The sequence below is a fragment of the Jannaschia sp. Os4 genome, from assembly GCF_016820245.1.
Lineage (GTDB): Bacteria > Pseudomonadota > Alphaproteobacteria > Rhodobacterales > Rhodobacteraceae > Jannaschia.
Window position 1 is genome coordinate 43,146 of record NZ_JAFCAR010000003.1, and the last position, 25,717, is coordinate 68,862.

A 25,717-nucleotide genomic window follows, 5' to 3' on the forward strand; every position below is an offset into this window, starting at 1 on the left:
CATGCTCCTCCGCCTCGGCCTCCTCCTCATGATCGCCACGCCATCGTCGGGCGCATCGGTCGAGCGGCTCGTCTCGGAGCAGGCGTCCGCTTGGTCCGGCGCCGCGGGCGACGCGGACTGGCAGGTGCTCTACGCCCCCGAGGTGTCCGATCCGGTGGCGGTGATCGGTTTCTGGCGCGACGATCGATCAGGCCGGTTCGCGGCGGACCTCGCGTTGCCCGACGGGGAGGTGCGGCGGGTCGAGGGGGTCGCCCTCCGGATGCAGGACGTGCCCGTGCCCCGCCGACATCTGATGCCCGGAGAGATCATCTCCGAGGGCGATCTGGACCTGAAGGCCATGCCGGCGCGGCGCGTGCCCGCCTTCGCGCTGACGGCGATGGACGCCCTCGTCGGCCAGCAGGTGCACCGTATGCTCGCGGAGGGACGCCCAATCGCGGGACGCTCCGTCCGCGCGCCTCTCGCCATACGCAAGGGCGATCGCGTCGAGATCCGGTTCGCCGAAGGTGGTCTCGTCGTCGCAGCTCCGGGCAAGGCCCTGTCCGATGCCGCATCGGGCGGCGCGGTGCGGATCGTCAACCTCGCGTCGAACAGGTCGCTGAACGGCGTCGCGCGCCCGAACGGCATCGTGGAGGTCGTCCGATGAGAAGATGCACGACCTTCGTCCTCGTTCTTCAGCTATCCGCCTGCGGGGGGCAGGCCGCCAAGGACCGCGCGCCCGAGGTGTCGGATATCCGCGTCGACCCCGTGGCTCTGCCGGAGGTGGCGAGCGTTTCCGTTCCGATGCCTCCCGAACTGCCGGCCCGGCTTCCCGTCCGCGCGGAGGCCGCGTCCCTCTGGGGCTCCGCCACCCCCGGGTTCTTCGACGATCGCCGCGCCCGCGAGGTGGGCGACATCCTCACGATCACGATCGAGATCGACGACCAGGCGAGCCTGTCGAACGAATCGGACCGCCAGCGCAGCGGCGGAGCCTCGATCGGGACGCCCCGCATGCTCGGGCTGGAACGCATCCTCGCGCAGCTCGCCGGTGAAGGCGACGGGCTCGTCGATCTCGACGCGCAGACCCGCAGCGGCGGCGAAGGGAGTATCGACCGGGCCGAATCCATCGACCTGACGGTGGCGGCCACCGTCGTGCAGGCGCTTCCGAACGGGAACCTCGTGATCGCCGGACGTCAGGAGGTGATGGTCAACGCGGAACTGCGCGAGCTGCGGATCGCAGGCATCATCCGCCCGGAGGACATCCTGCATGGGAACACCATACCCTACGACAGGATCGCCGAGGCCCGGATCACATATGGCGGACATGGTCAGCTCTCGCGTCAGGTCCGGACCGGGTATGGGGAGACGGCGCTCGACGTCGTCCTTCCCTACTGACGCGACCGCCATGGGCTTCAGCCGATCGAGCCGAGACAGGACCCGGCGTCGGATCCTCGGCGGCGCGCTCGCGCTTTCGTCGTCCGGGTGGTGGACGGCACGGGGCGCGGCGCGGGAACGAACGGCGCCCAATTCGATCGACCTCGGCGCGTTCCTCGTGACGGTCGACACGTCCCGCGCGCGGGTCCGGCTCGTGATGGGGGTCATCGTGGCGTTCGAGGACGAGGCCGCGGCGTCGCGCGCCCGATCGGCACTGGTGTCCGCGCGGTTGCGCGATGCCGTCGGATCGGCGCTGCGCGACGTGCGAGGCCGTTCGGGCGGCACAGACTCGGTCGTCGACGCCGACCGGGTCCGGGATCGCCTGCTGCCGAGGATCCAAGCCGTCGCACCGGACGCGGCGGGGTTGACGGTCGAGGTGCTCGGGGAGACCGCGGTCCTGCGGGACTAGCGACCGTGCGCCGCGGAGACCGTGCGCCGCGTGATCGGACGTCAGGACGATGCCCCCTTAAACAGCGGATGTCGCCCGTCCGCCATTCACGGACCCTAGCCGATCCGCAGCACGTCGCCCGGGCCGACTTCCTCGCCCGTGTCGAGGACGAGCCGCGTTCCTTGTGGACCGATCACGACACCTTCGACGGTCGCCCGCAAGCGGGTGGAGTACGGCACCGCCGCGCCCGCCGCATCCGAGGCGACCACCTCGAGGATGAACGGGCCCTCCCCGGCAGGGGCCCCCTGCGCGTCCAGCCCGTCCCACTCGACCTCGGACCATTCGTCGGCCATCGCGGCGCCGCCGGGCAGCTCGCGGACGACGAGCCCATCGGGGTCGATCAACCGGATCGTGTGCGCGGGCACCGCGGCGTCGAAGCGGATGCCGATCGGGGTTCCGTCGGGGCGCGGCGCGAACGCCTCGAGCGAAAGATCCACCTCCCGACCGATCAGCCCGACCTCGGCGTAGGAGCCGGCGACCGCCAGCCGGCTGGAGATCTCCGAGAGGCGTTCGTTGGTCTGGACCGCCTGCTCGACTTGGCTCAGCTGGGCGAGTTGCGTCACGTAGGTCGAGCTGTCCATCGGCGCGAGGGGATCCTGGTTGGCCACCTGCGCCGTGAGCAACTGGAGGAACGCCTCGTAGTCGGCGCTCAACTTCGTGCGCGAATCCCCGTGGGGCTCGGCGGTGCCGCGGATGCCGGCGACGTCCATGGGCCGTCCTCCTCAGGTGAAGATGTCCAGGTTCGCGACGAGGGCCGCCGTTCGGGGCGGTCGCGGATCGGACGGAATGGGGTCCGGCGCACCGGACGGGGGTCGCCCGACCGGTGCCTGCCGTTCCCCCCAGGCGTCTCGGGCGGCGTGATGGCCGCCGAACGACTCGAACGACAGGTCGGACAGGTCCACGCTCACCCCGCCCTCGCGGAGCGTGGCGAGCAAGGCGTCGCGGTCGCCGCGCATCGCGGAGAGCACCGCCGGATTCTCGACCCGCAGGACGACGGTCAGGCGACCCGAGGGATCGTGCCGGAGGTCGATCTGGAGATCCCCGAGCTCGCGGGGCGACAACTCTATGCGCGTCCGGCCCTCGGCCAAGCGGACCCGGCGCAGTCCCTCGGTCACGGACGCGAACGCCGGCCGTGGTGCCTCCGCGGCGGAACGCGGCGCGGTCGGTTCGCTTCCGGGGACGTCGACGCCCTCGGGCAAGGGTTCGGGCCCCGGATGGTCCACCATGGGACCGGGGACCGCGGTGGACGAATCTCGCAGGGCGTGCGGGCTCGACGTTCGGGGCGGGGACACTGGTCCGAAGGTCGTGCTTCTGCCGGCGGGCGTCGCGGTCACGTCGGTCCGCTCGACCCCCGGCGACGCGAACCCGAGCGGGTGCGCATCGCTGAAGGCATGCGTTTCGGATGCTCCCGCGCGGGGGGCATGACCGGGAGGACCGGCATGCGCCGGGTCGACCGCCCCCGTCGGCGGCGGGGACGGGCGCGCGCTGGGCCGCGAGCCGAGCGGTTCGGCCCGCGCCGACCGTTCAGGGCTGGCGAGAGGATCGCGATGGGCCCCGGAGGGTTCCGGTTCGACCGATCCGTTCGTCGACCCAGAGGCGGGGTCGGCGTTCGAGGGGACGGTCAGGGGGACGCCTTGGGCAACGTTGGCGATCGAAGCCTCTCCGATCTCGTTCGGTTCCGCGCGTGCCATCGGCGCACGCGAGAGGATCGGTCCGACCGCAAGGCCCGGTCCGGATGGCGGGACCGGTGACCCCGCGCCGATCAGCATCGACGCGAAACCGGCATCCGGCAGCGTCGGCTCGGTCCCTTCGCTCGTCGTGCCCTCGCCCTGGATCGATCCTCGGCCCGGTGGGGCGGCGAGCGCCGTCGTCGCGTGGCCGCCCAATCCCGCGGCGGGGGAGGGCAGGGCTTGCATCGGAACGGGCAGGTCCATGCGCGGACTCCTCGGGACGTCGATCCACAGCCGTAGGCACCGCGTCCTAAGGCCGGGTTAACGCGGCGCGTCCATGTCCGGCGTCCGGAGCAGAAGCACGATCCGCCGGTTCGGCGCGGCCTCCGGGGCGAGGCCGGGCAGGGGGCGCGTCGCGGCGTGACCGGCGACGTGGAGGATGCGCTCCGGTCCCACGCCCGCTGCGACGAGCGCCCGGCGGGCCGCGTTCGCCCGGTCCGTCGAGAGCTCCCAGTTGCCGTAGTCCGTCCCGCTCCGGAACGGGCGCGCGTCCGTGTGGCCGGACACCGCGATCTCCCCCGCCTCCACGGCGAGGGCGCGCGCCACGGCCCCGACCAAGGCGGCCGGGCGCCCGGTCAGGGCGGCGTCCCCCACCGCGAACATCGAGCGGTCCTCGTCGTCCACGATCTGGACCACGAGGCCTTCGGGCGTCGGCTCGATTCGGAGGTTGTCGCGCAGCTCCTCCAACCCCTCCTCGGCCGCCACGGTCGCCTCGATCCGCGCCCGCGCGGCCAAGGCCGCGTCGGTGCCCTCGCCCCCCTTGGACAGGTCCTCGACCGGTTCGAAGGGCCAGCCATAGGGATCCTCCACCTCTGGCACGGCAGGCGGGCTCGCGAGCGCCTCCTCGGCATCGCCCGTACCCTCGGGCCGCGGCTCCGGCGGCGAGGGCACCTCGTCGGGGGCGGTGGGGGTGGCGTCCAGGTCGTGCTCCCCGTCCGCGCCCGCGAGGATGCCGTCGGGGGACACGACCCGCCCCGCGAGCACGCCCTGCCCGCGCCCGCCGCTCTCCGAGACGCTTGGCGTGAAGTAGTCGGCGAGGCCGCGCAACTGCTCCTCCTCGGCGGCCCCGAGCAGCCAAAGCAGCAGGAAGAACGCCATCATCGCCGTCATGAAGTCGGCATAGGCCACCTTCCACGCCCCCCCATGATGACCCTCGTGGTCGTCGTGCACGACCTTGCGGATGATGATGGGCTGGGCGGTCATGGCGGCGTGTCCTGCATGGCGGATGCGCCACGGACGGCGCGGTCCGATGCCTCGGGGGGGATTGTGGCGGGTCCGGGGCGGGGTCCGGTCCCCCTCCCGGGAGCCCGGACGGGTTCGAGGGAAGCGCCCCATCCCCGCCCGAATTCGGGCGGCGCGGCGCAGGACGGGCGCCGGCCCCGCGGTCCCCGTCAGCCGGTCCGCACGATGCCCGTGAGGCGCGGCGCGCGGCGGGCGGGCGCCGGGGCGGGCGGGCGCGCGACCCGCGTCGCCTCGCGCCATGCCCGCGCCGCGTCGACGAGGCCGTGCTCCGCCTCGATGGCCGCCAAGAGGGCCTGCTCGTCCGCGAAGGAGAGGTCGCGGGTCCCGTGCCCGTCGCGGCGCGGCACGACGAGGAAGTCGTCCAGCGGCACGCGGAGATGCCGCGAGATCCACGGGAGGGGATCCGGCTCGTCCGCGTGGAAGAACACGAACGCCGCGGAGCCGTCTGCGGAGAGGCCGTAGGCCGCGCCGACGCGCGGCGGCCATCCGGGCTGCAGGTCCGGCAGCACGTCGAGGTCGGGAAGGTAGATCACGGTGGTCCGGTCGGAGGGGGCGGGGCAGGGCGGCATCGCGTCGAATCCTAGCTATCGCCCCTCATTCTGGCCGCCACGTCTCAACCGTTCCTTAATGCCCACCGGGTCCATGTGCCCCGACGCGCCGCCGCGCGGAATGGAGACGCACGTGACCCTCGCCCTCGGCCTCATCCTCGTGTTCGCGCTCGTCTTCGGGGGGTTCATGCTGTCGGGCGGCAAGATGGACATCGTCCTCCACGCCCTCCCCTACGAGGGGATGATGATCGGCGGCGGGGCGCTGGGGGCGTTCGTCATCGCGAACTCCTTCCCCGTGATCCGCCGGTCGTTCGCGGGGGTGCTCAAGGTGCTCAAGGGCGCGAAGTGGAAGCGGTCCGACTACATGGACCTGCTCATGCTCCTGTTCGAGCTGACGCGCCTCTACAAGGCGAAGGGGATCGTGGCGCTCGACGCGCATGTCGAGGCGCCAGGCGAGAGCGAGATCTTCGCGCGCTATCCCAAGATACAGAAGGACAAGTTCGCCGTCGGCCTCATCGTCGACAGCTTCCGGATGCTGGCGATGAACTTCGACGACCGCCACCAGACCGAGGACCTGATCGACCGGAAGATCCGCCAGCATCACCACGAGGTGCTGGCGCCCGCCAAGGCGATCCAGGTCGTCGCCGACGGGCTTCCGGCGATCGGGATCGTGGCGGCGGTGCTGGGGGTGATCAAGACGATGGCCTCGGTGGACAAGCCGCCGGAGGTGCTCGGTAAGATGATCGCGGGCGCCCTGGTGGGCACCTTCCTCGGGGTGTTCCTCGCCTACTGCATGGTCGCGCCGGTCTCCGGGCGCCTGTCCCAGATCGAGGAGGAGGACGGCGCCTTCTACGGCATCATCCGGGACGTGTTCGTCGCGATGGTCGCGGGCCATCCCCCCGAGGTCTGCATCGAGATCGGGCGCGCCGCCGTGCCGGGGCACATGAAGCCCGCCTTCGACGATATCGAGCAGGCGCAGACCGCGCTGGCGGCGCCCGCATGACCGGCGCGCGCCTGCGGCGGAGGGCACGGGGCCTCGCCCTGCTGGCGCGCCGCGCGCGGCTCCGCTCGGCGGGGACCGCGCGCGCGTGCCGGGCCGCCGCCGACGCGGCCGGTCGCGCGTCGGCGGCGGCCGAGGCCCTGCGTCGGGCCGCCTCGACGGAGCGCGCGGCCTGCGCGGGGGACGCCGGCGTCGGCGCGGCCCATCTCGCGGCCTACGTCGCCCAGACGGCGGAGCGGGAGGCGGCGCTCCGGCGCGACGCCGAGACCCATGAGGGCGAGGCCGCGCGGCTGGGCGTCGCGCTGCGCCACGATCTCGCGGAGGCGCGCGGGCACGGCGCGGCGGCCGATCGTCTTTGGCGGGCCGACGCGCGCGCCCGGGCCGCCGTCGCGGCGGCGGAGGATCTCGACCGGATGCTTCGCGGGTCCGCCCCCTAGGGGCGCGGCGCCCCTGGGGGGCATGCCCGTCGCGACCCGGTCCCTCCCCCGCGCGGGGCGGGAGGCGAGCGGCGCGACGGGAGGCGTGGAGGCCCGGCGCGGGCCTCCACGGTCAGTCCGCTAGGACCGGTCGGCTCAGGAGAACCACCAGCGCTCGTGCACCTTGTTGCCGTCGCTGATCCAATTGGCCGCGACCGCGTCCTCGTGGGCCAGAGTGTTGGCATGGGCGTGGATGTAGTTGGCGAACATCGCGATCAACGCGCCGCCGTCGCTCTGCAGGAGGCGCTGCGCCTCGGAGTAGAGCGCGCCGCGCGACGCGTCGTCCGTCTCGGCCCGCGCCTGCACAACCACCTCGTTGAAGCGTTCGGCGGCCTCGCCGGTGCGCCAGTCGGTGTCGTTCCACTCCTGATCGGCGGTGTAGGCCGACGAGTACATCCAGTCCTGCGTCGGGCGCCCGCCCCAGTAGCAGGCGCACCACGGCTCCTTGTTCCAGACGTTTGACCAGTAGCCGTCCGAGGGGACGCGCTCGACCTGGATCTCGATGCCCGCCGCCGCCGCCGAGGCCGCGACCAGCTGCGCGGCGTCCACCGCGCCGGGGAAGGCCGCGTCGGCGGCGCGCAGCACGATGGGGCCGGAATGGCCGGACTTCTCGTAGTGCTCGCGCGCGCGCTCCGGGTCGTAGGAGTGGACCGGCAGGTCGGCGTCGAAGAACGGCATGGAGGCGTTGACGGGCACGTCGTTGCCCACCGTGCCCGCGCCCAGCAGGATCTTGTCGACCAGCTCTTGGCGGTTGATCGCGAACTTGAGGGCCATGCGCAGGTCGAAGCTCGAGAACGGCTCCGAGGTGACGCGCATCGGGAAGGTGTAGTGCTGCGTGCCGGTCGTCTGCAGGACGGTCAGGTTCGGCACCCGCTCCATCAGCGCGAGCGTGTTCGGCGTGACGTTGTCGATGAAATCGACCTCGCCCGACATCAGCGCCTGCTGGCGCGCGGGCGCGTCGAGGATCGAGAGCAGGTGATACTCGTCGAAATGGGCGCGCCCCGCCTTCCAGTAGTTCGGGTTGCGCGTGTGGATGGCGCGGACGCCCGGCTCGAACTCCTGCACGACGTAGCCGCCGGTGCCGCCGGTCGAGGTCGGATCGACGTTGCCGTCGCCGTCCGACTCCATGATCAGCAGGTGGTAGTCGCTGACGATGAAGGGGAAGTCCGCGTTGGCCGCCGCTAAGGTGAAGACGACCGCATCGCCGTCGATCGCGATGTCCTCGACCTGGGTCAGCAGGCCCTTGGCCGCCGAGGTGCTGGCCTCGCCGCGGTGGTAGTTGAAGGTCGCGACCACGTCCTCGGGCGTCAGCGTCTTGCCGGAATGGAATTCCACGCCCTGCCGGATGTTGAAGCGCCACGTGCGGGCGTCCTCGGTCTCGTAGGATTCGGCCAGTTCCGGGATCAGCTCGCCGGTGTTCGACACCTCGGTGAGGTGGTTGCCCCGCGTGTAGCACATGGAGGTCATGAAGCTGTTCTCGGCGGTGCCGGGATCGAGGCTGTCGGTCGTCGAGCCGTAGCCCGTGCCATGGCGGAACACGCCGCCCGACTGGGGGGTCTGCGCCATCGCGCGGCCCGACATCGAAAGGGCGGCGGGCACCGCGAGGCCGGCGGCGAGCGCGCGGGTCATGAACGTGCGGCGATCGATCCCGCGCGCCGTCAGCAGCTTGGCCTGCTCCGCGAGGTAGCGGGCCTTCTCGAACTCTTTCGGATGCATTCGTCTCTCCCTGTGCGCGCCCTCCCTCGTCTGGAGCGCGTCCCGGTCAGTAGACGTCACGTTTCCGCGCAGGTCAAAGGGCAACGCCCCGGCCCCCGCGGCGGCGCGGGGGCACAAGCCCCTTGCGCCACCGCCGCGTTCCCCCATGCTGCGGGCGGGGGGAGAGACATGCATCCAGTGCTCAAGACGGTCCTGCAGCGGCTCGGCCTCGGCCTCGTGACGCTGTTCCTCGTCTCGGCCATCATCTTCGCCTCGATCGAGCTGCTGCCCGGCGACTTCGGCGAGGCGGTGCTGGGCCAGGCCGCGACGGAGGAGACGGTCGCCGCCTTCCGCGCGGAGCTGGGCCTCGATACGCCCGCGCCGCTGCGCTACGTGGAATGGATCGGCGCGGTCCTCCAAGGCGACCTCGGCACCTCCTTCTCGGGGCGCAACGCCAGCGGCGTGGACCGCTCCCGCCCGGTGGCCGACCTGATCGGGCCGCGGCTGGGCAACACGCTGTTCCTCGCGGCCTTCGCGGCGGTCATCTCCGTGCCCCTCGCGCTGATCCTCGGGATCACGGCGGCGCTGTGGCGCAACTCCCTCTACGACCGCGCGGTCAACGCCGCGACGCTGACGACGATCTCCCTGCCCGAGTTCTTCGTGGCCTACCTGCTGATCCTGCTGCTCGGAACGCTCTTCCCGATCCTGCCGTCGCTCGCCAACGTCACGCCGGACATGCCGCTGCTGGAGCGGATCGAGCGCACCGCCCTGCCGGCCCTCACGCTTACGCTGGTGATCGTCGCGCACATGATGCGCATGACGCGCGCCGCGATCATCAACCTGCTCGCCCAGCCCTACATCGAGATGGCGATCCTCAAGGGCGCCTCGCCTCGCACCGTGATCCTGAAGCACGCCCTGCCCAACGCATGGGCACCCATCGCGACCGTGATCGCCTTCAACCTCGCCTACCTCGTGGTGGGCGTGGTCGTCGTGGAGGTGGTGTTCGTCTATCCCGGCGTGGGCCAGTTGATGGTCGACGCGGTGACCACCCGCGACATCCCCGTGGTGCAGGCCTGCGCCCTGATCTTCGCGGCCACCTACATCCTGCTGAACCTGATCGCGGACATTGTGGGCATCGTGACCAACCCGAGGCTCCTGCACCCCCGATGACCGACCGCATCGCCCCCACCCCCGAGGCCGCCGCCCTCTCCGACCCCGCCGTCTCGGTCGTGGGCGACGCCCGCGTCCCGAAGACGTGGCGTGGGCGGGCATGGACGACGCTGCGCTCCGCCCCGCCCACGGCGGTCTTCGGGATGCTCGTGATCGCGGTCTACGTCGTGACGGCCGTCTTCGCGCCCCTGCTCGCCCCCTACGGCGAGGCGGCGGTGTTCCCGACGCCCTTCGACGCATGGTCGTCCGAGCATCCGCTGGGGACGGACCAGATCGGGCGCGACGTCATGTCCCGCCTGATCTACGGCGCGCGCAACACGATGGGCATCGCCTTGGCCACCACGGTCCTGAGCTTCCTCATCGGCGGGGGGCTCGGCCTCTGGGCGGTGATCGCCCAAGGCTGGACGGACCAGATCCTCTCCCGCGTCGTCGACGTCCTGATGGCCATCCCCGCGCTGATCTTCGCGCTGATGCTCCTGTCGATCTTCGGCTCCTCGGTCCTCTCGCTCATCCTCATCATCGCCGTCCTCGACAGCACGCGCGTCTTCCGCCTGACCCGCGCGGTCGGCATGGGCGTGGTCGTCATGGACTACGTCGAGGCCGCCCGCCTGCGCGGCGAGGGCCTCGGCTGGATCATGCGCCGCGAGATCCTGCCCAACATCGCGCCGCCGCTGGTGGCGGAGTTCGGCCTGCGCTTCTCCTTCGTGTTCCTGACCATCGCGGCGCTCAGCTTCCTCGGCCTCGGCATCCAGCCCCCCCTCGCCGACTGGGGCTCCATGGTCCGCGACGGCGCCTCGATGATCCAGTTCGCGCCCTACGACCTCCGCATGGGCCTGACGCCGTTCGTGCCCGCCGGCGCCATCGCGCTGCTGACCGTCGCGGTGAACTTCGTCGTCGACTGGCTCCTGCACCGTGCCTCCGGCCTGAAGGAGTAGAGCGATGGCCTCCCCCCTGCTGGAGATGAAGGACGTCCGCGTCGAGGGCCGCACCGGCGAGGCGTGGACCGAGATCGTGCACGGCGTCGACCTCACGCTGCACCGCGGCGAGGTGCTGGGGCTGATCGGCGAATCCGGCGCGGGCAAGTCGACCCTCGGCCTGGCGGCGATGGGCTACGCCCGCCCCGGCTGCCGCATCTCGGGCGGGGCGATCACCTTCGACGGCATCGACCTGCGCGCGGCCTCCGACGCCACGCTGCGCGGCCTGTGGGGCGGGCGCATGGCCTATGTCGCGCAATCCGCCGCCGCCGCGTTCAACCCCGCCCACAGGCTCATCGACCAGACCGTCGAGGCCGCCGTGGCGCACGGCGCCCACGGGGGCGCGTCGGCCCGCGAGGACGCGGTGGCGCTCTACGAGGCGCTGCGCCTGCCGGACCCCGGCGAGATCGGCTTCCGCTACCCGCACCAGGTCTCGGGCGGTCAGCTCCAGCGCGTGATGACCGCGATGGCGATGGCCGGGCGCCCCGACCTGATCGTCTTCGACGAGCCCACGACCGCGCTCGACGTCACCACCCAGGTCGGCGTGCTCAAGGCCATGCGCGACGCCGTGGAGCGGTTCGACACGGCGGCGATCTACATCACCCACGACCTCGCCGTCGTCGCCCAGATGGCGGACCGGATCAAGGTCCTGCGCTACGGCGACGAGGTGGAGGAGGCCGAGACCCGGGCCATGCTCGACGCCCCCCGCGAGGACTACACCCGGTCGCTCTGGGCCGTGCGGTCCATCCGCAAGCCCGAGGTCACGGGCGGCGCGGTGCAGCTGGCGATCAAGGGCGTCGACGCGGCCTACGGCACCGCGAAGGTGCTGCACGACGTCTCCATCGCCGTGCCGAAGGGGCGCACCGTCGCGGTGGTGGGCGAGTCCGGGTCCGGCAAGTCCACCGCCGCCCGGGTCGTCACCGGCCTCCTGCCGCCGACCTCCGGCACCGTCGAGTTCGACGGCGAGGCCCTGCCCCCCACGCTCAAGGCCCGCTCCAAGGAGCAGAAGCGCCGCCTGCAGATGATCTACCAGATGGCCGACACGGCCATGAACCCGAAGCAGACCATCGGCGAGATCATCGGTCGGCCCCTGTCCTTCTACCACGGCCTGTCCGGGGCCGAGCGCCGCGCCCGCGTGGCCGACCTGCTGGAGATGATCGAACTTCCGCCCGACTACGCCGACCGCCTGCCGGGCGAGCTGTCGGGCGGCCAGAAGCAGCGCGTCTGCATCGCCCGCGCCTTGGCCGCCGAGCCGGACCTCATCATCTGCGACGAGGTCACGAGCGCGCTCGACCAGATCGTGCAGGAGGGCATCCTGAAGCTGCTGATGCGGCTCCAGAAGGAGTTCGGCATCGCCTACCTCTTCATCACCCACGACATCGCCACCGTGGAGGCCATCGCCGACGAGATCGTCGTCATGAACCAAGGCCGCGTCGTGGAGCAGGGGCCGAAATCCGAGATCCTGTCGCCCCCGCACCCCGAGTACACCGAGCTGCTGCTGGCCTCCGTGCCCGAGATGGATCCCGACTGGCTGACCCGCCAGACCGAGGGGGCCTGACCTACCGGAACGCCGACGGCGGCGCCCCCAGCGTGCGGCGCATCGCGCGGGCGAAGGCGCTGGCGTCCGCGTAGCCCGCCCGCTGCGCCGAGTCCGCCACCGAGGCCCCCGCCTCCAGCGCCCGCCGCCCCGCCTCCAGCCGCAGGCGCAAGTAGACCGCGCCGGGCGTCTCCCCGAGCGTCCGGGCGAACCGCCGCGCCAGCGCGCGCGGCGTCGCGCCCGCCCGCTGCGCCACCTCGCCCAAGGGCAGGGGCGCCTCGACGTTCGCCTCCATCACGGCCAGCGCTCGCGCCACCCTCCGGTCGGACGGCCCCGCCTGCGGCCCCGCCATGAACAGCGCCGCCACCGCCTGCGCCAGCGCCGCCCCGTGGCGGCGCCGGATCAGGTGGAGCACCAAGTCGAACGCCGTCGTCGCGCCCCCGGCCGTCAGGCGCGGCCCGTCCTCGATCCACCGCTCCGGGCGCAGCTCGACCTCCGGGAACGCCTCCGCGAAGTCCCGCCGCAGGTCCGTGTGGATCGTCGCCGCCCGCCCCTTCAGCAGCCCCGCCTGCGCCATCAGCCACGCGCCTGCGTCCAGCCCCGCGACCGCGCCGTAGCGCACCGCCGCCCGCCGCAGGTCGGCGCCGTAGGCCCCCAGCGCGACGTGCCCGTAGCTCGGCACCAGCATCAGAAGGTCGCCCCCCGGCGCGTCGGCCAGCCGCCCCTCCGGCGAGACCGGCAGCCCCGAAGACGACGCCACCGCCCGCCCGTCCGGCGTCAGCAGGTGCCAGCGGTAGAGCGTCCGCCCCGACAGGTCGTTCGCCGCCCGTAGCGGCTCCAGCGCATTGGCGAGGCAGTGGTTCGAGAACCGCGGATATAGGCAGAGGCCGACGATTTCGGGACGAGGCTGCATGATCACGGCAGTTTCGGCACGGCGCGCCGCGATGCAAGCGGCCTATCCTCCGCCCGCGCCACAGGAGGTCCCGATGCCGCTCCAGATGTCCCGCGAGGTCTTTGTCACCTGCGCCGTCACCGGCTCCGGCTCGACGCAGGACCGCAGCCCGCACGTCCCGCGCTCGCCCGAGCAGATCGCCCACAGCGCCATCGCGGCCGCCCGCGCGGGCGCCGCCATCGTGCACTGCCACGTCCGCGACCCGGAGACCGGCGCGCCGTCGCGCGATCTGCGCCTCTACCGCGAGGTCACCGACCGCATCCGCGACGCGGAGGTGGACGTGGTGCTGAACCTTACCGCGGGCATGGGCGGCGACATCGTGTTCGGCGGCACCGACGCGCCGCTGCCGGTCGCGGAGGGCACCGACATGGTCGGCGCGGAGGAGCGGGTGGCCCACGTGGCCGAATGCCTGCCCGAGATCTGCACCCTCGACTGCGGCACCATGAACTTCGCCGAGGCCGACTACGTGATGACGAACACGCCCGGCATGCTGCGGGCGATGGGGCGCATGATGACCGACCTCGGGGTGAAGCCCGAGATCGAGGCGTTCGACACCGGCCACCTCTGGTACGCCAAGCAACTGGTGGCCGACGGCATCCTCGACGCCCCCGCCCTCGTGCAGCTCTGCATGGGGGTCCCGTGGGGGGCGCCGAACGACCTCAACACCTTCATGGCGATGGTGAACGCCGTGCCGGACGACTGGACCTTCTCCGCCTTCTCGCTGGGCCGGGACCAGATGGCCTATGCCGCCGCCGCCGTGCTGGCGGGAGGGCACGTGCGGGTGGGGCTGGAGGACAACCTGATGCTCGACCGCGGCGTGCTGGCGACGAACGCGCAACTGGTCGAGCGGGCCGTCGAGATCGTCGAGCGGATGGGCGCCCGTGTGATGACGCCCGCGCAGGTGCGCGACAAGCTGGGCCTGACCAAGCGGGCGCCGTCGTGACACGGCGCGTCGTCGTCACGGCGGGCGGCGCGGGGATCGGGGCGGCGCTGGTCCGGCGCTTCGCGGCGGACGGCGCGCGGGTCGCTTATTGCGACCTCGCCCCCGGCGACGCGCCGGACGGCGTGCTGGGCGTGGAGGCCGACGTGGCGGACGAGGCGTCGATGGATGGCTTCCTCGCCCGTGCCCATGACCACCTCGGCGGAGTCGACGTCCTCTGCGCCAACGCGGGCACCGGCGGGCCGGCAGCCCCGATCGAGGACATGGCCTACGGCGACTGGCGCGCCTGCCTCGACGTGAACCTCGGCGGCGCGTTCCTCGCCTGCCGGTGGGCCGCCCGCGCGATGAAGGGGCAGGGGTCGGGCTGCATCCTCCTCACCTCCTCCACGGCGGGCCAATGGGGCATCCCCTCGCGGTCGCCCTACGTGGCCGCGAAGTGGGGCGTGCTCGGCCTGACGAAGACCCTCGCCGCCGAACTCGGCCCCCACGGCATCCGGGTGAACGCGATCTGCCCCGGCGCGGTGGAGGGCGAGCGGATGGAGCGCGTCGTGGCGATGGAGGCGGCGGCGCGGGGCGCGGACCCCGAGGCGATCCGCGCCCTCTACGCCGAGGGGACGTCGATGCGCCGCTGGGTCACGGCGGAGGACATCGCCGCCACGGCGGCCTTCCTCGCCTCGGACGCGGCGCGGACGATCAGCGGACAGGCCCTCGCGGTCGACGGCAACACGGAGCGGGTGACATGAAGGCGGCGGTGATCGGTGGCGGCGTGATCGGCGGCGGCTGGGCCGCGCGCTTCCTGCTCAACGGGTGGGAAGTGGCGGTGCACGACCCCGACCCCGAGGCGGCGCGCAAGATCGGCGCGGTGCTCGACGGGGCGCGGCGCGCGCTGCCCATGCTCTACGACGTGGCCCTGCCGCCGGAGGGGGCGCTGACCTTCCATGAGCGGCTGGAGGACGCGGTGGCGGGCGCCGATTGGGTGCAGGAGAGCGTGCCCGAGCGCCTCGACCTCAAGCACCGCGTCCTCGCTGCGGTGCAGCATGCGACGGACGCCCCCATCGGCTCCTCCACCTCCGGCTTCACGCCGACCGAGCTGTCCGAGGGGGCGCCCGACCCGTCGCGCATCGTCGTCGCCCACCCGTTCAACCCGGTCTACCTGCTGCCCCTCGTCGAACTCGTCGGCCATGCGGGCACCGACCCGTCCGCGCTGGACGACGCCGAGGCCAAGCTGCGCGGCGTGGGCATGTACCCCCTCCGCGTCCGCGCCGAGCTTCCCGCCCACATCGCCGACCGCTTCCTCGAGGCCGTCTGGCGCGAGGCGCTGTGGATGGTCCGCGACGGGCAGGCCACGACCTCCGAGATCGACGAGGCGATCCGCATGGGCTTCGGCCTCCGCTGGGCGCAGATGGGCCTGTTCGAGACCTACCGCATCGCGGGCGGCGAGGCGGGGATGGCCCACTTCATCGGCCAGTTCGGCCCCGCGCTGGCATGGCCGTGGACCAAGCTGACGGACGTGCCGGACCTGACGCCGGACCTGATCGAGACGATCGCCGTCCAGTCCGACGCCCAGTCCGGGGACCGCACGATCCGCGAGTTGGAGCGCGAGCGCGACGACAACCTCGTGGGCATCCTCCGGGGGCTGAAGGCGCGGGGCCGCGCGGCGGGCGCGGTGATCGCCGCGCACGAGGCGGCGCTGATGCCGCCCGTCCCCGCGGGGCGCGTGCTGCGCACGCAGGACCGCACCGTCCCCGTCGACTGGACCGACTACAACGGCCACATGAACGAAGGCCGCTATGGGCAGGTCATGTCCGACGCCTCCGAGGGCGTGCTGCGCGCCATCGGCACCCCGCCCGAGGAGACGGACGCCACCGGCCTCACGTGGTTCACCGTCGAGACGCGCATCTCCTACCGCCACGAGACCCACGCGGGCGAGCGCTTCACCGTCGACACGCGCGTCGTGGAGGGCGGCGGCAAGAAGCTGCGGCTCGCCCACGAGATGACGCGCGCCGACGGCACGCTCCTGGCCGAGGGCGAGCAGCTCCTCCTCCATGTCGATCTCGCCACCCGCCGCTCCGCCCCCCCGCCCGATCACGTGGCGCGGGCCATCGCCGACCTGCTGGAGGCCCCATGAACTTCGCCCTCACCCCCGAGCAGCAGATGATCGTCGACACGGTCCGCGACTTCGTGGAGCGCGAGATCTACCCCCACGAGGCGGAGGTGGAGCGGACCGGGACGGTGCCCGACGACCTCGCCCGCGCCATCATGGACAAGACGCGGTCCCTCGGGTTCTGGGCCGCCAACTTCCCCGAGGAGGTGGGCGGCGCGGGCCTGTCGCACCTCGAGTTCGCCTTGCTGGAGCGCGAACTCGGGCGCGGGTCGATGGCGCTGACGCACTTCTTCGGACGCCCCCAGAACATCCTCATGGCCTGCGAGGGCGAGCAGCGGGAGCGCTACCTCCTGCCCGCCGTGCGCGGCGAGCGGCTCGACGCGCTGGCCATGACCGAGCCCGACGCAGGCTCCGACGTGCGCGGCATGAAGTGCAGCGCCGTGCGCGACGGCTCGGACTGGATCGTCAACGGCTCCAAGCACTTCATCTCGGGCGCGGCGCATGCCGACTTCTTCATCGTCTTCGTGGCCACCGGCGAGGACGACACGCCCGCCGGGCCGAAGAAGCGCATCACCTGCTTCCTCGTGGACCGCGGCCATCCCGGCTTCGAGGAGCGGCCCGGCTACAACTCGGTCAGCCACCGGGGCTACCCCAACTCGATCCTCACCTTCGACGACTGCCGACTGCCCGCCGGGGCCGTGCTGGGCGAGGTCGACGGCGGCTTCGCGGTGATGAACGAATGGCTCTACGCCACGCGCATCACCGTCGCCGCGATGGCCGTGGGCCGGGCGCGCCGGGCCTTCGACCTCGCCGTGGACCACGCCGCGCAGCGCAGGCAGTTCGGCCAGCCCATCGCGCGGTTCCAAGGCGTCAGCTTCCAGATCGCGGACATGATCACCGAGATCGACGCCGCCGACTGGCTGACCCTCGCGGCGGCGTGGCGGCTGGACGAGGGGCTGCCCGCCAACCGCGAGATCGCGAGCGCGAAGCTCTACGCCTCCGAGATGCTGGCGCGGGTCACGGACGCCGCGCTGCAGGTCCACGGCGGGATGGGCCTCATGGACGACCTGCCGCTGGAGCGGTTCTGGCGCGACGCGCGGGTCGAGCGCATCTGGGACGGGACGAGCGAGATCCAGCGTCACATCGTCGGGCGGGAGATCTTCCGGCCCCTCGGTGCCTGAGGGGGCGCGCGTGGTCGGACGGGCGGGAGCACTGCCCCCGGACCCCCGGAGCATTTCCGGAACATCGAAGGGGTTGTCGCGTCTTCTGGCGCCCCGGACGCTCGCGGTCCTTGGGGGGCGGTGGGCCGAGGCCGTCGTCGCCAAGGCCACCGCTGCCGGCATGACCGTCTGGCCCGTCCATCCGACGCGGCGGGAGATGGGCGGCGTCCCGTGCGTCCCCGCCCTCGCCGACCTCCCCGCCGCGCCGGACGCCGTCTTCCTCGGCGTGAACCGCGACGCGACCGTCCCGCTCGTGGCCGACCTCACCGCGATGGGCGCGGGCGGGGCGGTGGTGTTCGCCTCGGGCTGGGCCGAGACGGGGGACGTGGCCCGCCAAGACGCGCTCGTCGCGGCGGCGGGCGGCATGCCGATCCTCGGGCCGAACTGCTACGGGCTGCTGAACTACCTCGACGGCGCGGCGGTCTGGCCGGACGAGCACGGGGGGATGCCCGTGGCGCGGGGCGTGGGGCTGATCGTCCAGTCCTCCAACCTCGGGATCAACCTCACCATGCAGGCGCGCGCCCTGCCGCTGGGGCGCCTCGCCTGCCTCGGGAACGCGGCGCAGGTGGGGGTGGCCGACCTCGGCCACGCTATGCTGGACGACCCGCGGGTCACGGCGCTGGGGCTCCATCTGGAAGGCATGGACCCCGCCCTCGCCGATCTGTGCGAGCGCGCGCAGGCGACCGGGCGCGGCGTCGTGGTCCTCGCCGGCGGGCGCAGCGAAGGGGGGCGGGCGGCGGCGGTCTCCCACACCGCCGCGCTGACCGGCGACGGGACCGCGACGGCGGCCTTCCTGCGCAGGATCGGCGCGGTGCAGGTGCGCAGCCCCTCCGAGTTCCTCGAAGCCCTCAAGGTCGCCCACGCCCTCGGCCCCGTCCGGCCCCGGCGCGTCGCCGTCATGGCCTGCTCCGGCGGGGAGGCGGGGCTGGCCGCCGACCTCGCGCAGGATCTCGGCCTCGACCTGCCTCCGCCGGACGCCGCGACCGCCGCCGCCTTGGCGGACGAGCTGGGGCCGATGGTCCGTCCCGCCAACCCGCTGGACTACCACACCTTCGTCTGGGGCGACCGCGCCCGCATGGCCCGCACCTTCCGCACGATGGCGCGGGGCTACGACGCCGCGCTGGTGGTCATCGACCCGCCCGACCGCACGGAGGCCAGCGGCTTCGAGCCCGCGCTCGACGCCATCGCGGACGGGGCGGACCTGCCGCTGATCCCCGTGGCCTCCATCCCCGAGGCCATGTCCGAGGCCCGCGCCGCGTCGCTCATGGACCGGGGCCTCTGCCCCTTGTCCGGGCTGGAGACCGCGCTGTCGGTCATGGCCGCCCACGCCCGCGCGGGCACGCCTGGCCCGTGGCGGCCCGTCCCGCCGCAGCCGCCCCGCGCGACCCGCCTCGTCCCCGAGGATGCTGCTAAGCGGGCCGTCGCGGACGCCGTCCCCGTCCCGAGGGGCGTCACCGCCCCCGACCTCGCCACCCTCGCCGACCGTGCCCGCCCCCTCGCCGCTCCCTTCGCTCTCAAGGCCCTCGGCCACGCCCACAAGACCGAGGCCGGGGCCGTCCGCCTCCACGTCCGCGACCTCGCCGCCGCCGCGCCGATGGATGGGACCGGCTACCTCGCCGAGGAGATGGCCGAGGGGGTCGAGATGCTCGTGGGCCTGCGCCGCGACGCGATCCTCGGCGCGACCCTCACCCTCGGCTGGGGCGGGACGCGGACCGAACTGATCGGCGACACCGCCACCCTGATCCTTCCCGCGACGCCCGACGAGATCGGCGCCGCCCTCGCCGGTTGCCGCGTCGACGCCCTGCTGCGCGGCTATCGCGGGGCGCCCCCGGCGGACCGCCCCGCCGCCATCGCCGCCATCCACGCGCTCTGCGACCTGTTCCTCGCCCGCCCCGCGTGGGAGGAACTCGAGATCAACCCCCTGATGGCCGGCCCCGCGCGCGCCGTGGCCGTCGACGTCCTGCTGCGGGAGGCCCCATGAGCGTCACCATCGAAGGCACCGGCCCCGTCCGCGAGGTCGTGCTCGACCGCCCCCCCGCCAACGCGATCGACCTCGCCACCTCGCGCGAGCTGGGCGAGGCGTTCCGGCGCGTGCGCGACGACGACGCCTGCCGCGTCGTCCTGCTCCGCACCGGGGGCGCGAAGTTCTTCTGCCCCGGCTGGGACCTCAAGGCCGCCGCGGGCGGCGACGCGGTGGACGGCGACTACGGCGTGGGCGGGTTCGGCGGGCTGCAGCAGCTGCCGTTCATGGAGAAGCCCGTCATCGCCGCCGTGCAGGGCATCTGCTGCGGGGGCGGCCTCGAACTGGCGTTGTCGTGCGACCTGATCGTCGCGTCCGAGACCGCGACCTTCGCCCTGCCGGAGATCCGCTCCGGCACCGTGGCCGACGCCGCCTCCATCGCGCTGCCCAAGCGCATCCCCTACCACGTCGCGATGGACCTGCTGCTCACGGGCCGCTGGTTCGACGCCGCCGAGGCTCACCGCTGGGGCCTGCTGCGCGAGGTGACCGCGCCCGAGGCCCTGCTCCCCACCGCCCGCGCCTTGGCCGACCACCTCGCCAGCGGCCCGCCCCTCGTCTACGCTGCGATCAAGGAGATCGTGCGCGAGGCCGAGGCGGAGCGCTTCGGCGACATGCTGAACCGCGTCACCCGGCGGCAGGTGCGGACCGTCGACCGGCTCTACGCCTCCGAGGACCAGCGCGAAGGGGCGCGCGCCTTCGCCGAGAAGCGCGACCCCGTGTGGAAGGGACGATGACATGAAGGACACGCTTGCCGCCGACATGACCGAGGCCGAGATCGCCGAGGCCCGCCGCGACCTCGCCGCCACGCTGCGCTGGGCCGCCCGCGAGGAGCTGCACGAGGCGGTGGCCAACCACTTCAGCCTCGCCGTCGACGCCGCGGGCCGGCGCTTCCTGATGAACCCGAACCAGCGCCACTTCGCCCGCGTGCGCGCCTCGGACCTCCTGCTGATCGACGCGGACGACCCGGCCACGATGGACCGGCCCGACGCGCCCGACCCCACCGCGTGGGGCCTGCACGGCGCGATCCACCGGGCCGTGCCGCACGCGCGCTGCGTGATGCACCTGCACCCGCCCTACGCCACCGTGCTGGCGTCGCTGCAGGACAGCCGCCTGCCCGCGATCGACCAGAACACCGCGATCTTCCACGACCGCGTGGTGATCGACGAGGGCTACGGCGGCATGGCCTTCGAGGCCGAGGGCGCGCGCTGCGCCGCGCTGCTGGCGGACCCGAGGCACAAGACGATGGTGATGGGGTCGCACGGCGTCCTGACGCTGGGCGACACGGTGGCCGACTGCTGGAACCGCATGTGGTATCTGGAACGGGCCTGCCGCACCTACGTGATGGCGCTCCAAACCGGCCGGCCCATCCGCCGCCTCTCCGACGCCGTGGCCGAGCAGGTCGCCCGCGAGACCGAGGACTACCCCGGCCAGGCCGACCGCTTCCTGTCCGAGATCCGCGCCATCCTCGGTGCCGAGGGGTCGGACTACGCCGACTGAAGCGCGGCGGCGTGGGCCGTCATGCGGTCGCAGGCGGCCCCGAGGGCCGCGTCCGGCACCGTCAGCGCCACCCGCACCCAGTCGCGCAGCACCGACCCGAAGGCCGATCCGGGCATCACGGACACCCCCTGCGCGTCGAGCAGGTCCGCCGCGTAGGCGTCGCCGTCCATCCCCGTCCCCCCGACGTCCACCAGCGCGAACATTCCGGCCTCGGGGCGGTGGACCCGGAGCGAGCCTCCCGCGAGCCGTCCCGCCAGCAGGTCGGCCCGCGCCGCGTAGGCCCGGCGCATCTCCCCCGCCACGGCGGACGGTCCGGCCACCGCGAGGGCGGTGGCGTCCGCGATGAACGGCTGGTTGCCGAACAGCATCGTCTCCGCGACCGGCAGCAGGCGCGCCGCCGCCTCGGCGGGGGCGGCGATCCAGCCGCTCCGGAGGCCGGGCGCGGCATGGCTCTTTGAGATGGACGAGACGACGACCGTGCGCTCCGCCAGCGCGGGCTCCGCGAAGGGCGAGGCGAAGGGCCCGTCGAAGATCAGTTCCTCGTAGACCTCGTCGGACACGATCCACAGATCGTGCGCCGCCGCCACCGTGCCGATCGCGCGGACCTCGTCGCGCGTCGCCACCGTCCCCGTCGGGTTGTGCGGCGAGTTCAGAAGGATCGCCCGCGTCCGCGCCGTCACCCGCGCCGCGAAGGCGGCCGGATCGAGCCGGAACCCCGCCGCCGGGTCCAGCGGCACGGGCACCATCGCGGCCCCCGCCGCGCGGATCACCCCCTCGTAGGTCGCGTAGAGCGGATCGGCGACGAGCACCTCGTCCCCCGCGCCGACCAGCCCCTGCATCGCCACGTAGAGCGCCGTCTGCGTCCCCGGCACGCAGAGGAACTGGTCCGGGCCAATCGCTCGGCCCATCCGAGCGGAGTACCGGTCCGCCAGCGCGTCCAGCAGCCCCGCCTCCCCGCGCCCCGAGGAATAGGCCGTCCGCCCGGTCCGCGCCGCCTCCGCCATCGCCTCGACCAGAACGGCGGGCGGCGGCACGTCCGGCTCCCCGATGGTCAGCTCGATCACGTCCCGCCCGGCGGCCGCCATCGCGCGGCCCCGCGCGTGGACCGCCCATTTCGCCCCGCCCAGATCGGCGAGCGCCTCCGTCACCGGCGCGTATCGCATCCTGTCCCCCATCCCGCTTGCCGGACCGGCCTGCGCCTGAAACGCTCGCCCCGCAACCGGCGAGGCCTCCATGCGCGACACCGAAACGATCTGGATCCCCCTCCCCGACGGCACGCGGCTCGCCGCGCGCCTCTGGCAGCCGGACCGCGACGCGCCGGTGCCCGCGATCCTCGAGTACATCCCCTACCGCCGCCGCGACGGCACGCGCCTGCGCGACGAGTCCATGCACCCGCACTTCGCCGACGCGGGTTACGCGAGCCTGCGCGTCGACATCCGGGGCTACGGCGACAGCGAGGGCACGGCGGGCGACGAGTATTCCGAGCAGGAGACGCAGGACGGCGTGGACGTGATCGCGTGGATCGCGGCGCAGCCGTGGTGCGACGGCAACGTCGGCATGTTCGGCAAGTCGTGGGGCGCCTACAATTCCCTGCAGGTCGCGGCCCGCCGCCCCCCGGCGCTCCGCGCCATCGCCCCCGTCATGGGCACCGACGACCGCTGGCTGGAGGACATCCACTTCTACGGCGGCTGCCTCGCCACCGACAGCTTCTGGTGGGGCGCGATCATGCAGTACCTCAACGCCCTCCCGCCCGACCCCGCCATCGTGGGGGACCGCTGGCGCGACCTCTGGCTCCGGCGGCTCGACGCGATGACCCTCTGGCCCGCCGACTGGCTGGAGCACCAGCGCCGCGACGGCTGGTGGCGGCGCGGCTCCGTCTCCGAGGACCGCGGCGCGATCGAGGTGCCGATCCACTACTACGGCGGCTGGGCCGACCTCTACCGCGACACCCCGTTCCGCCTCGTGGAGCGCCACGCCGCCCCCGCCCGCGTCACGATGGGGCCGTGGGCGCATCTCTATCCCCACGACGGGACGCCGGGCCCGGCGCTCGACTTCGTGGGCGAGATGATCGCCTTCTGGGATCGCCACTTGAAGCGGGACGGCTCGCCCGAAGGCCCCCATCGCTTCTACCTCCAGCGCCCGGCGCGCCCCACGGGGACGCGGACGCGGCAGGACGGGACGTGGGTCGCGCTCGACGCGTGGACGGCGCCCGGCGGCCTCGCGCTGCCGCTGGGCGACGGCACGCTCGGCGCGGGCGCGATGACCGCGCCGCGGGCGGTCCGCTCGCCGCAGGACTTCGGGCGCGCGGGCGGCGACATGTGCTCCTTCGCCATCCCCGGCGACCTGCCGGCGGACGGGCGCGAGGAGGAGGGCGGCGCGGCCACCTTCCGCAGCGCACCGCTGGACGACGCGCTCGACCTCCTGGGCCGACCGTCGCTCAGCCTGCGCCTGTCCTCCGACGGGTCGCAGGCCATGGTCGCCGCCCTGCTCTACGCCGAGGCCCCGGATGGCGGGCAGACCCTGATCTCGCGCGGCTTCGCCAACCTCGCGCAGCGGAACTGGACCGAGGACGCGGTCCACGCGCCCGAGCCGCTCGTCCCCGGGGATCCGGTCGACGTGACCGTCGACCTCCACGCGACCGGCACGCGCCTCGCGCCCGGCCACCGGCTCGTCCTCCACGTCGGCTCGGCCTACTGGCCGGTCCTCTGGCCGGTGCCAGGCCGCGCGACGCTGACGCTGCACCGCGGCATGCTGAGCCTGCCGGAGCGGACGGACCTGACGGAGATCGCGCCGCCGGCCGCGCCGCCCCCGCGCCCGGCCCCGAACGTCACCCGGATGCGCGAGGGCGCGCTCGACCGGTCCGTCTCCACCGACCGCGCGACCGGCACGGTCACGCACCGCACCTTCATCGACGGCGGCATCATGGGGCCGGCCGGGGTCACGCGCCTCGACGACATCGGCACGGTCCAAGGGCTCGTGTCCGAGCGGATCTACCGCATCCACCCCGACGACCCGCTCTCGGCCGAGGCGGTGATGACGCATGACGGCTTCCTCGAGCGCGACGACTGGCGCGTGCGGGTCGTCGCGGAGGTCCGCCAGACGGCCACGGCCACCGCCTTCAGGGTGACCGGGCGCACGACGAGCTACGCGGGCGACGAGGTCGTGCACGACGTCGCGTGGGACCGCACGATCCCCCGGGACGGGATGTGACGGTGCGCCTCGCGGCGGCGGGCTTCCAGCACGAGACCAACAGCTTCGCGCCGCGCCCCACCGGGTTCGACGCGTTCGCGCGGGCCGACAGCTGGCCCGCGCTGACCGAAGGCGCGGCGCTCCGGGACGCGATGGACGGGCTCAACGTCCCGCTCGCCGGGTTCCTCCGGGCGGCGCGGGCCGCGGGCGTCGACGTGGTCCCGCTCCTCTGGGCGGCGGCCGAGCCGGCCGGCGAGGTGACGTGGGACGCCTTCGACCGGATCTCCGGGCGGATGCTGCGCCTCTTGGCGGAGGCGGGGCGGGTGGACGGCCTCTACCTCGACCTCCACGGCGCGATGATCGTGGAGGGGGAGCGGGACGGCGAGGCCCTGCTCCTGCGGCGGGTGCGCGATGCCGTGGGACCCGACCTGCCGGTCGTCGTCTCGCTGGACCTCCACGCGAACGTGTCGCCCGAGACGGCGGCGCTGGCCGACCGCATCGCGATCTACCGGACCTACCCGCATCTCGACATGGCGGCGACCGGCGCGCGCTGCCTCGCGCCGCTGCGCGCGATGGCGGCGGGGGCGCCCCGTCCCGCCTGCGCGCTGCGGCACGGCGGGGCGCTGCTGCCGATGGCGGCGCAGTCGACCGATCGCGCCCCGGCGGCGGACCTCTACGCGGCGGCGGCGGGGGTCGACAGCGGGGCGGAGGCGGTCGAGATCGCGCTGGGGTTCCCCGCGGGCGACACCGAATGGACCGGTCCCGCCGTGCTGGCCTACGCGCCCGACCAAGCGAGGGCGGACGACCTCGCGGAGGACTTCGCCGCGCGGCTCGCCGCCGCGGAGCCACGCTTCGCCGCCGACCCGCCGCTGCCCGCCGCCGAGGCGGTGAGGCGGGCGCTGGCATCGGTCGGGCCGGGCGGGCCGGTCGTGATCGCGGACGTCGCCGACAATCCCGGCGGCGGCGGCACGTCGGACACCATGGGCGTCATCCGCGCCCTGATCGCCCAAGGCGCGCGCGATGCGGTGGCGGGGCTCGTCCATGCGCCCGACGCCGCGAGCCGCGCCGCCGCCGAAGGGGTCGGCGCGGCGTTCGACCTCCGGCTGGGCGCCGCGGCCCCGTGGCCCGGCGACGCCCCGCTCGACCTCGCCGTGGAGGTCGGGTCCGTTTCGGACGCGCCGATCCGCTACGTCGGCGAGATGTATGGCGGGGGTCACGCCGCCGTCGGCCGGAGCGCGGTCCTGCGGGTGCGCGACCCGGGATGCGACCTGCGCGTGGTGGTGACGGAGATCCCCAGCCAAGCGCTCGATCGGGGGTTCTTCCTGCATCACGGGATCGACCCGGCGGAACTCGCCGTCGTGGCGCTGAAGTCCTCCGTGCACTACCGCGCCGACTTCGGGCCGATCGCCCGGGCCATCGTGGAGGCCGACGCGCCGGGCCGCCTGCCGGCGGACCCCTCGACCCTGCCGTTCCGCCACCTGCGGCCCGGACTGCGGCGCGCGCCGGAGCGATGACGGACGACGCCCGGCGAATGCCGTTGTATCCGCCGGGCAGACCCCTATCGT

At 73.5% G+C, this 25,717-nt stretch carries 24 protein-coding genes; 17 read left to right on the forward strand and 7 right to left on the reverse strand.

Annotated elements, in window-relative coordinates:
• Position 1 precedes the first annotated feature (1 nt).
• The 3 genes from flgA to JQC91_RS05160 all read left to right on the forward strand — a co-directional run bounded on the left by flgA (position 2) and on the right by JQC91_RS05160 (position 1,819).
• Positions 2-643 (forward strand): flagellar basal body P-ring formation chaperone FlgA, encoded by a 642-nt coding sequence (flgA, locus tag JQC91_RS05150; protein WP_203285734.1) that lies wholly within the window; start codon positions 2-4, stop codon positions 641-643.
• A gap of 77 nt (positions 644-720) precedes the next feature.
• The gene (locus tag JQC91_RS05155) at positions 721-1,371 is read left to right on the forward strand and encodes a flagellar basal body L-ring protein FlgH (RefSeq protein ID WP_343069906.1); all 651 of its coding nucleotides are present in this window, start codon (positions 721-723) and stop codon (positions 1,369-1,371) included.
• A 10-nt stretch (positions 1,372-1,381) separates the two neighbouring features.
• A complete protein-coding gene (locus JQC91_RS05160) occupies positions 1,382-1,819 on the forward strand; it encodes a hypothetical protein (protein ID WP_203285736.1) in 438 nt (145 codons plus the stop codon).
• Positions 1,820-1,914: 95 nt separating this feature from the next.
• On the opposite strand, the gene JQC91_RS05165 is transcribed toward JQC91_RS05160, so the two are convergent.
• The 4 genes from JQC91_RS05165 to JQC91_RS05180 form a co-directional block, all read right to left on the reverse strand.
• The gene (locus JQC91_RS05165) at positions 1,915-2,568 is read right to left on the reverse strand and encodes a flagellar hook assembly protein FlgD (RefSeq protein WP_203285737.1); all 654 of its coding nucleotides are present in this window, start codon (positions 2,566-2,568) and stop codon (positions 1,915-1,917) included.
• A gap of 12 nt (positions 2,569-2,580) precedes the next feature.
• Positions 2,581-3,792, reverse strand: coding sequence for a flagellar hook-length control protein FliK (locus JQC91_RS05170; protein WP_203285738.1), 1,212 nt, complete (start codon positions 3,790-3,792; stop codon positions 2,581-2,583).
• Between the two features lie 57 nt (positions 3,793-3,849).
• Entirely contained in the window at positions 3,850-4,791 is a 942-nt protein-coding gene (locus JQC91_RS05175; RefSeq protein WP_203285739.1) for a flagellar motor protein MotB, read from the reverse strand.
• A 188-nt stretch (positions 4,792-4,979) separates the two neighbouring features.
• Positions 4,980-5,399 carry a hypothetical protein gene (locus JQC91_RS05180; protein ID WP_203285740.1) on the reverse strand — a complete coding sequence of 140 codons (420 nt, stop codon included), beginning with the start codon at positions 5,397-5,399 and terminating at the stop codon, positions 4,980-4,982.
• Between the two features lie 112 nt (positions 5,400-5,511).
• Between JQC91_RS05180 and motA the strand changes: the two genes are divergently transcribed.
• Positions 5,512-6,381: a flagellar motor stator protein MotA gene (motA, locus tag JQC91_RS05185; protein WP_203285741.1), complete on the forward strand. Its 870-nt coding sequence runs from the start codon at positions 5,512-5,514 to the stop codon at positions 6,379-6,381.
• Positions 6,378-6,815, forward strand: a complete 438-nt coding sequence (locus JQC91_RS05190) for a hypothetical protein (RefSeq protein WP_203285742.1) — start codon at positions 6,378-6,380, stop codon at positions 6,813-6,815. Before motA ends, JQC91_RS05190 begins: the two co-directional genes overlap by 4 nt.
• Positions 6,816-6,950: 135 nt before the next feature.
• Here JQC91_RS05190 and JQC91_RS05195 read toward each other — a convergent pair whose 3' ends face one another.
• Entirely contained in the window at positions 6,951-8,570 is a 1,620-nt protein-coding gene (locus JQC91_RS05195; protein ID WP_238941343.1) for an ABC transporter substrate-binding protein, read from the reverse strand.
• Positions 8,571-8,738: 168 nt separating this feature from the next.
• Here JQC91_RS05195 and JQC91_RS05200 point away from each other — a divergent pair, with 168 nt between their 5' ends.
• Genes JQC91_RS05200 through JQC91_RS05210 form a run of 3 tightly spaced genes read left to right on the forward strand, consistent with a single transcriptional unit; the run spans position 8,739 to position 12,251 of the window.
• A complete protein-coding gene (locus JQC91_RS05200; protein WP_203285743.1) occupies positions 8,739-9,719 on the forward strand; it encodes an ABC transporter permease in 981 nt (326 codons plus the stop codon).
• Positions 9,716-10,654, forward strand: a complete 939-nt coding sequence (locus JQC91_RS05205) for an ABC transporter permease (protein ID WP_203285744.1) — start codon at positions 9,716-9,718, stop codon at positions 10,652-10,654. Before JQC91_RS05200 ends, JQC91_RS05205 begins: the two co-directional genes overlap by 4 nt.
• A 4-nt stretch (positions 10,655-10,658) precedes the next feature.
• Complete coding sequence (locus JQC91_RS05210) at positions 10,659-12,251, forward strand: ABC transporter ATP-binding protein (RefSeq protein WP_203285747.1); 1,593 nt, start codon at positions 10,659-10,661, stop codon at positions 12,249-12,251.
• Position 12,252: 1 nt separating this feature from the next.
• On the opposite strand, the gene JQC91_RS05215 is transcribed toward JQC91_RS05210, so the two are convergent.
• A complete protein-coding gene (locus tag JQC91_RS05215) occupies positions 12,253-13,143 on the reverse strand; it encodes a helix-turn-helix domain-containing protein (protein ID WP_203285753.1) in 891 nt (296 codons plus the stop codon).
• A 73-nt stretch (positions 13,144-13,216) separates the two neighbouring features.
• On the opposite strand from JQC91_RS05215, the gene JQC91_RS17930 reads away from it, so the two are divergent.
• The 7 genes from JQC91_RS17930 (at position 13,217) to JQC91_RS05245 (ending at position 20,963) form a co-directional block, all read left to right on the forward strand.
• Positions 13,217-14,125: a 3-keto-5-aminohexanoate cleavage protein gene (locus tag JQC91_RS17930; protein ID WP_238941344.1), complete on the forward strand. Its 909-nt coding sequence runs from the start codon at positions 13,217-13,219 to the stop codon at positions 14,123-14,125.
• Complete coding sequence (locus JQC91_RS17935) at positions 14,122-14,865, forward strand: SDR family oxidoreductase (protein WP_343069907.1); 744 nt, start codon at positions 14,122-14,124, stop codon at positions 14,863-14,865. The genes JQC91_RS17930 and JQC91_RS17935 overlap by 4 nt, the downstream gene beginning before the upstream one ends.
• Positions 14,862-16,250: a carnitine 3-dehydrogenase gene (locus JQC91_RS05225; RefSeq protein WP_203285755.1), complete on the forward strand. Its 1,389-nt coding sequence runs from the start codon at positions 14,862-14,864 to the stop codon at positions 16,248-16,250. The genes JQC91_RS17935 and JQC91_RS05225 overlap by 4 nt, the downstream gene beginning before the upstream one ends.
• On the forward strand, positions 16,247-17,407 hold the full coding sequence (locus JQC91_RS05230) for an acyl-CoA dehydrogenase family protein (RefSeq protein WP_203285757.1): 1,161 nt from the start codon (positions 16,247-16,249) through the stop codon (positions 17,405-17,407). The genes JQC91_RS05225 and JQC91_RS05230 overlap by 4 nt, the downstream gene beginning before the upstream one ends.
• Positions 17,408-17,480: 73 nt before the next feature.
• Entirely contained in the window at positions 17,481-19,427 is a 1,947-nt protein-coding gene (locus tag JQC91_RS05235; protein WP_275296983.1) for an acetate--CoA ligase family protein, read from the forward strand.
• Complete coding sequence (locus JQC91_RS05240; RefSeq protein WP_203285758.1) at positions 19,424-20,200, forward strand: enoyl-CoA hydratase-related protein; 777 nt, start codon at positions 19,424-19,426, stop codon at positions 20,198-20,200. The genes JQC91_RS05235 and JQC91_RS05240 overlap by 4 nt, the downstream gene beginning before the upstream one ends.
• 1 nt (position 20,201) lies before the next feature.
• Positions 20,202-20,963 carry a class II aldolase/adducin family protein gene (locus JQC91_RS05245; protein ID WP_238941346.1) on the forward strand — a complete coding sequence of 254 codons (762 nt, stop codon included), beginning with the start codon at positions 20,202-20,204 and terminating at the stop codon, positions 20,961-20,963.
• On the opposite strand, the gene JQC91_RS05250 is transcribed toward JQC91_RS05245, so the two are convergent.
• On the reverse strand, positions 20,951-22,126 hold the full coding sequence (locus JQC91_RS05250; protein ID WP_203285760.1) for a pyridoxal phosphate-dependent aminotransferase: 1,176 nt from the start codon (positions 22,124-22,126) through the stop codon (positions 20,951-20,953). The genes JQC91_RS05245 and JQC91_RS05250 overlap by 13 nt on opposite strands.
• Before the next feature lie 70 nt (positions 22,127-22,196).
• On the opposite strand from JQC91_RS05250, the gene JQC91_RS05255 reads away from it, so the two are divergent.
• A complete protein-coding gene (locus JQC91_RS05255; protein ID WP_203285766.1) occupies positions 22,197-24,173 on the forward strand; it encodes a CocE/NonD family hydrolase in 1,977 nt (658 codons plus the stop codon).
• Positions 24,170-25,666 carry a M81 family metallopeptidase gene (locus JQC91_RS18205; RefSeq protein ID WP_203285767.1) on the forward strand — a complete coding sequence of 499 codons (1,497 nt, stop codon included), beginning with the start codon at positions 24,170-24,172 and terminating at the stop codon, positions 25,664-25,666. Before JQC91_RS05255 ends, JQC91_RS18205 begins: the two co-directional genes overlap by 4 nt.
• Positions 25,667-25,717 lie beyond the last annotated feature (51 nt).

Coding starts and splice junctions, on each gene's coding strand:
- JQC91_RS05200 (WP_203285743.1), top strand. CDS start 8,739: ATGCATCCAGTGCTCAAGACGGTCCTGCAGCGGCTCGGCCTCGGCCTC.
- JQC91_RS05180 (WP_203285740.1), bottom strand. CDS start 5,399: ATGCCGCCCTGCCCCGCCCCCTCCGACCGGACCACCGTGATCTACCTT.
- JQC91_RS05255 (WP_203285766.1), top strand. CDS start 22,197: ATGCGCGACACCGAAACGATCTGGATCCCCCTCCCCGACGGCACGCGG.
- JQC91_RS05175 (WP_203285739.1), bottom strand. CDS start 4,791: ATGACCGCCCAGCCCATCATCATCCGCAAGGTCGTGCACGACGACCAC.
- JQC91_RS05245 (WP_238941346.1), top strand. CDS start 20,202: ATGAAGGACACGCTTGCCGCCGACATGACCGAGGCCGAGATCGCCGAG.
- JQC91_RS05190 (WP_203285742.1), top strand. CDS start 6,378: ATGACCGGCGCGCGCCTGCGGCGGAGGGCACGGGGCCTCGCCCTGCTG.
- JQC91_RS05225 (WP_203285755.1), top strand. CDS start 14,862: ATGAAGGCGGCGGTGATCGGTGGCGGCGTGATCGGCGGCGGCTGGGCC.
- JQC91_RS05195 (WP_238941343.1), bottom strand. CDS start 8,570: ATGCATCCGAAAGAGTTCGAGAAGGCCCGCTACCTCGCGGAGCAGGCC.
- JQC91_RS17930 (WP_238941344.1), top strand. CDS start 13,217: ATGCCGCTCCAGATGTCCCGCGAGGTCTTTGTCACCTGCGCCGTCACC.
- JQC91_RS05165 (WP_203285737.1), bottom strand. CDS start 2,568: ATGGACGTCGCCGGCATCCGCGGCACCGCCGAGCCCCACGGGGATTCG.
- JQC91_RS05230 (WP_203285757.1), top strand. CDS start 16,247: ATGAACTTCGCCCTCACCCCCGAGCAGCAGATGATCGTCGACACGGTC.
- flgA (WP_203285734.1), top strand. CDS start 2: ATGCTCCTCCGCCTCGGCCTCCTCCTCATGATCGCCACGCCATCGTCG.
- JQC91_RS05215 (WP_203285753.1), bottom strand. CDS start 13,143: ATGCAGCCTCGTCCCGAAATCGTCGGCCTCTGCCTATATCCGCGGTTC.
- JQC91_RS05205 (WP_203285744.1), top strand. CDS start 9,716: ATGACCGACCGCATCGCCCCCACCCCCGAGGCCGCCGCCCTCTCCGAC.
- JQC91_RS05250 (WP_203285760.1), bottom strand. CDS start 22,126: ATGCGATACGCGCCGGTGACGGAGGCGCTCGCCGATCTGGGCGGGGCG.
- JQC91_RS05240 (WP_203285758.1), top strand. CDS start 19,424: ATGAGCGTCACCATCGAAGGCACCGGCCCCGTCCGCGAGGTCGTGCTC.
- JQC91_RS05170 (WP_203285738.1), bottom strand. CDS start 3,792: ATGGACCTGCCCGTTCCGATGCAAGCCCTGCCCTCCCCCGCCGCGGGA.
- JQC91_RS05210 (WP_203285747.1), top strand. CDS start 10,659: ATGGCCTCCCCCCTGCTGGAGATGAAGGACGTCCGCGTCGAGGGCCGC.
- JQC91_RS05160 (WP_203285736.1), top strand. CDS start 1,382: ATGGGCTTCAGCCGATCGAGCCGAGACAGGACCCGGCGTCGGATCCTC.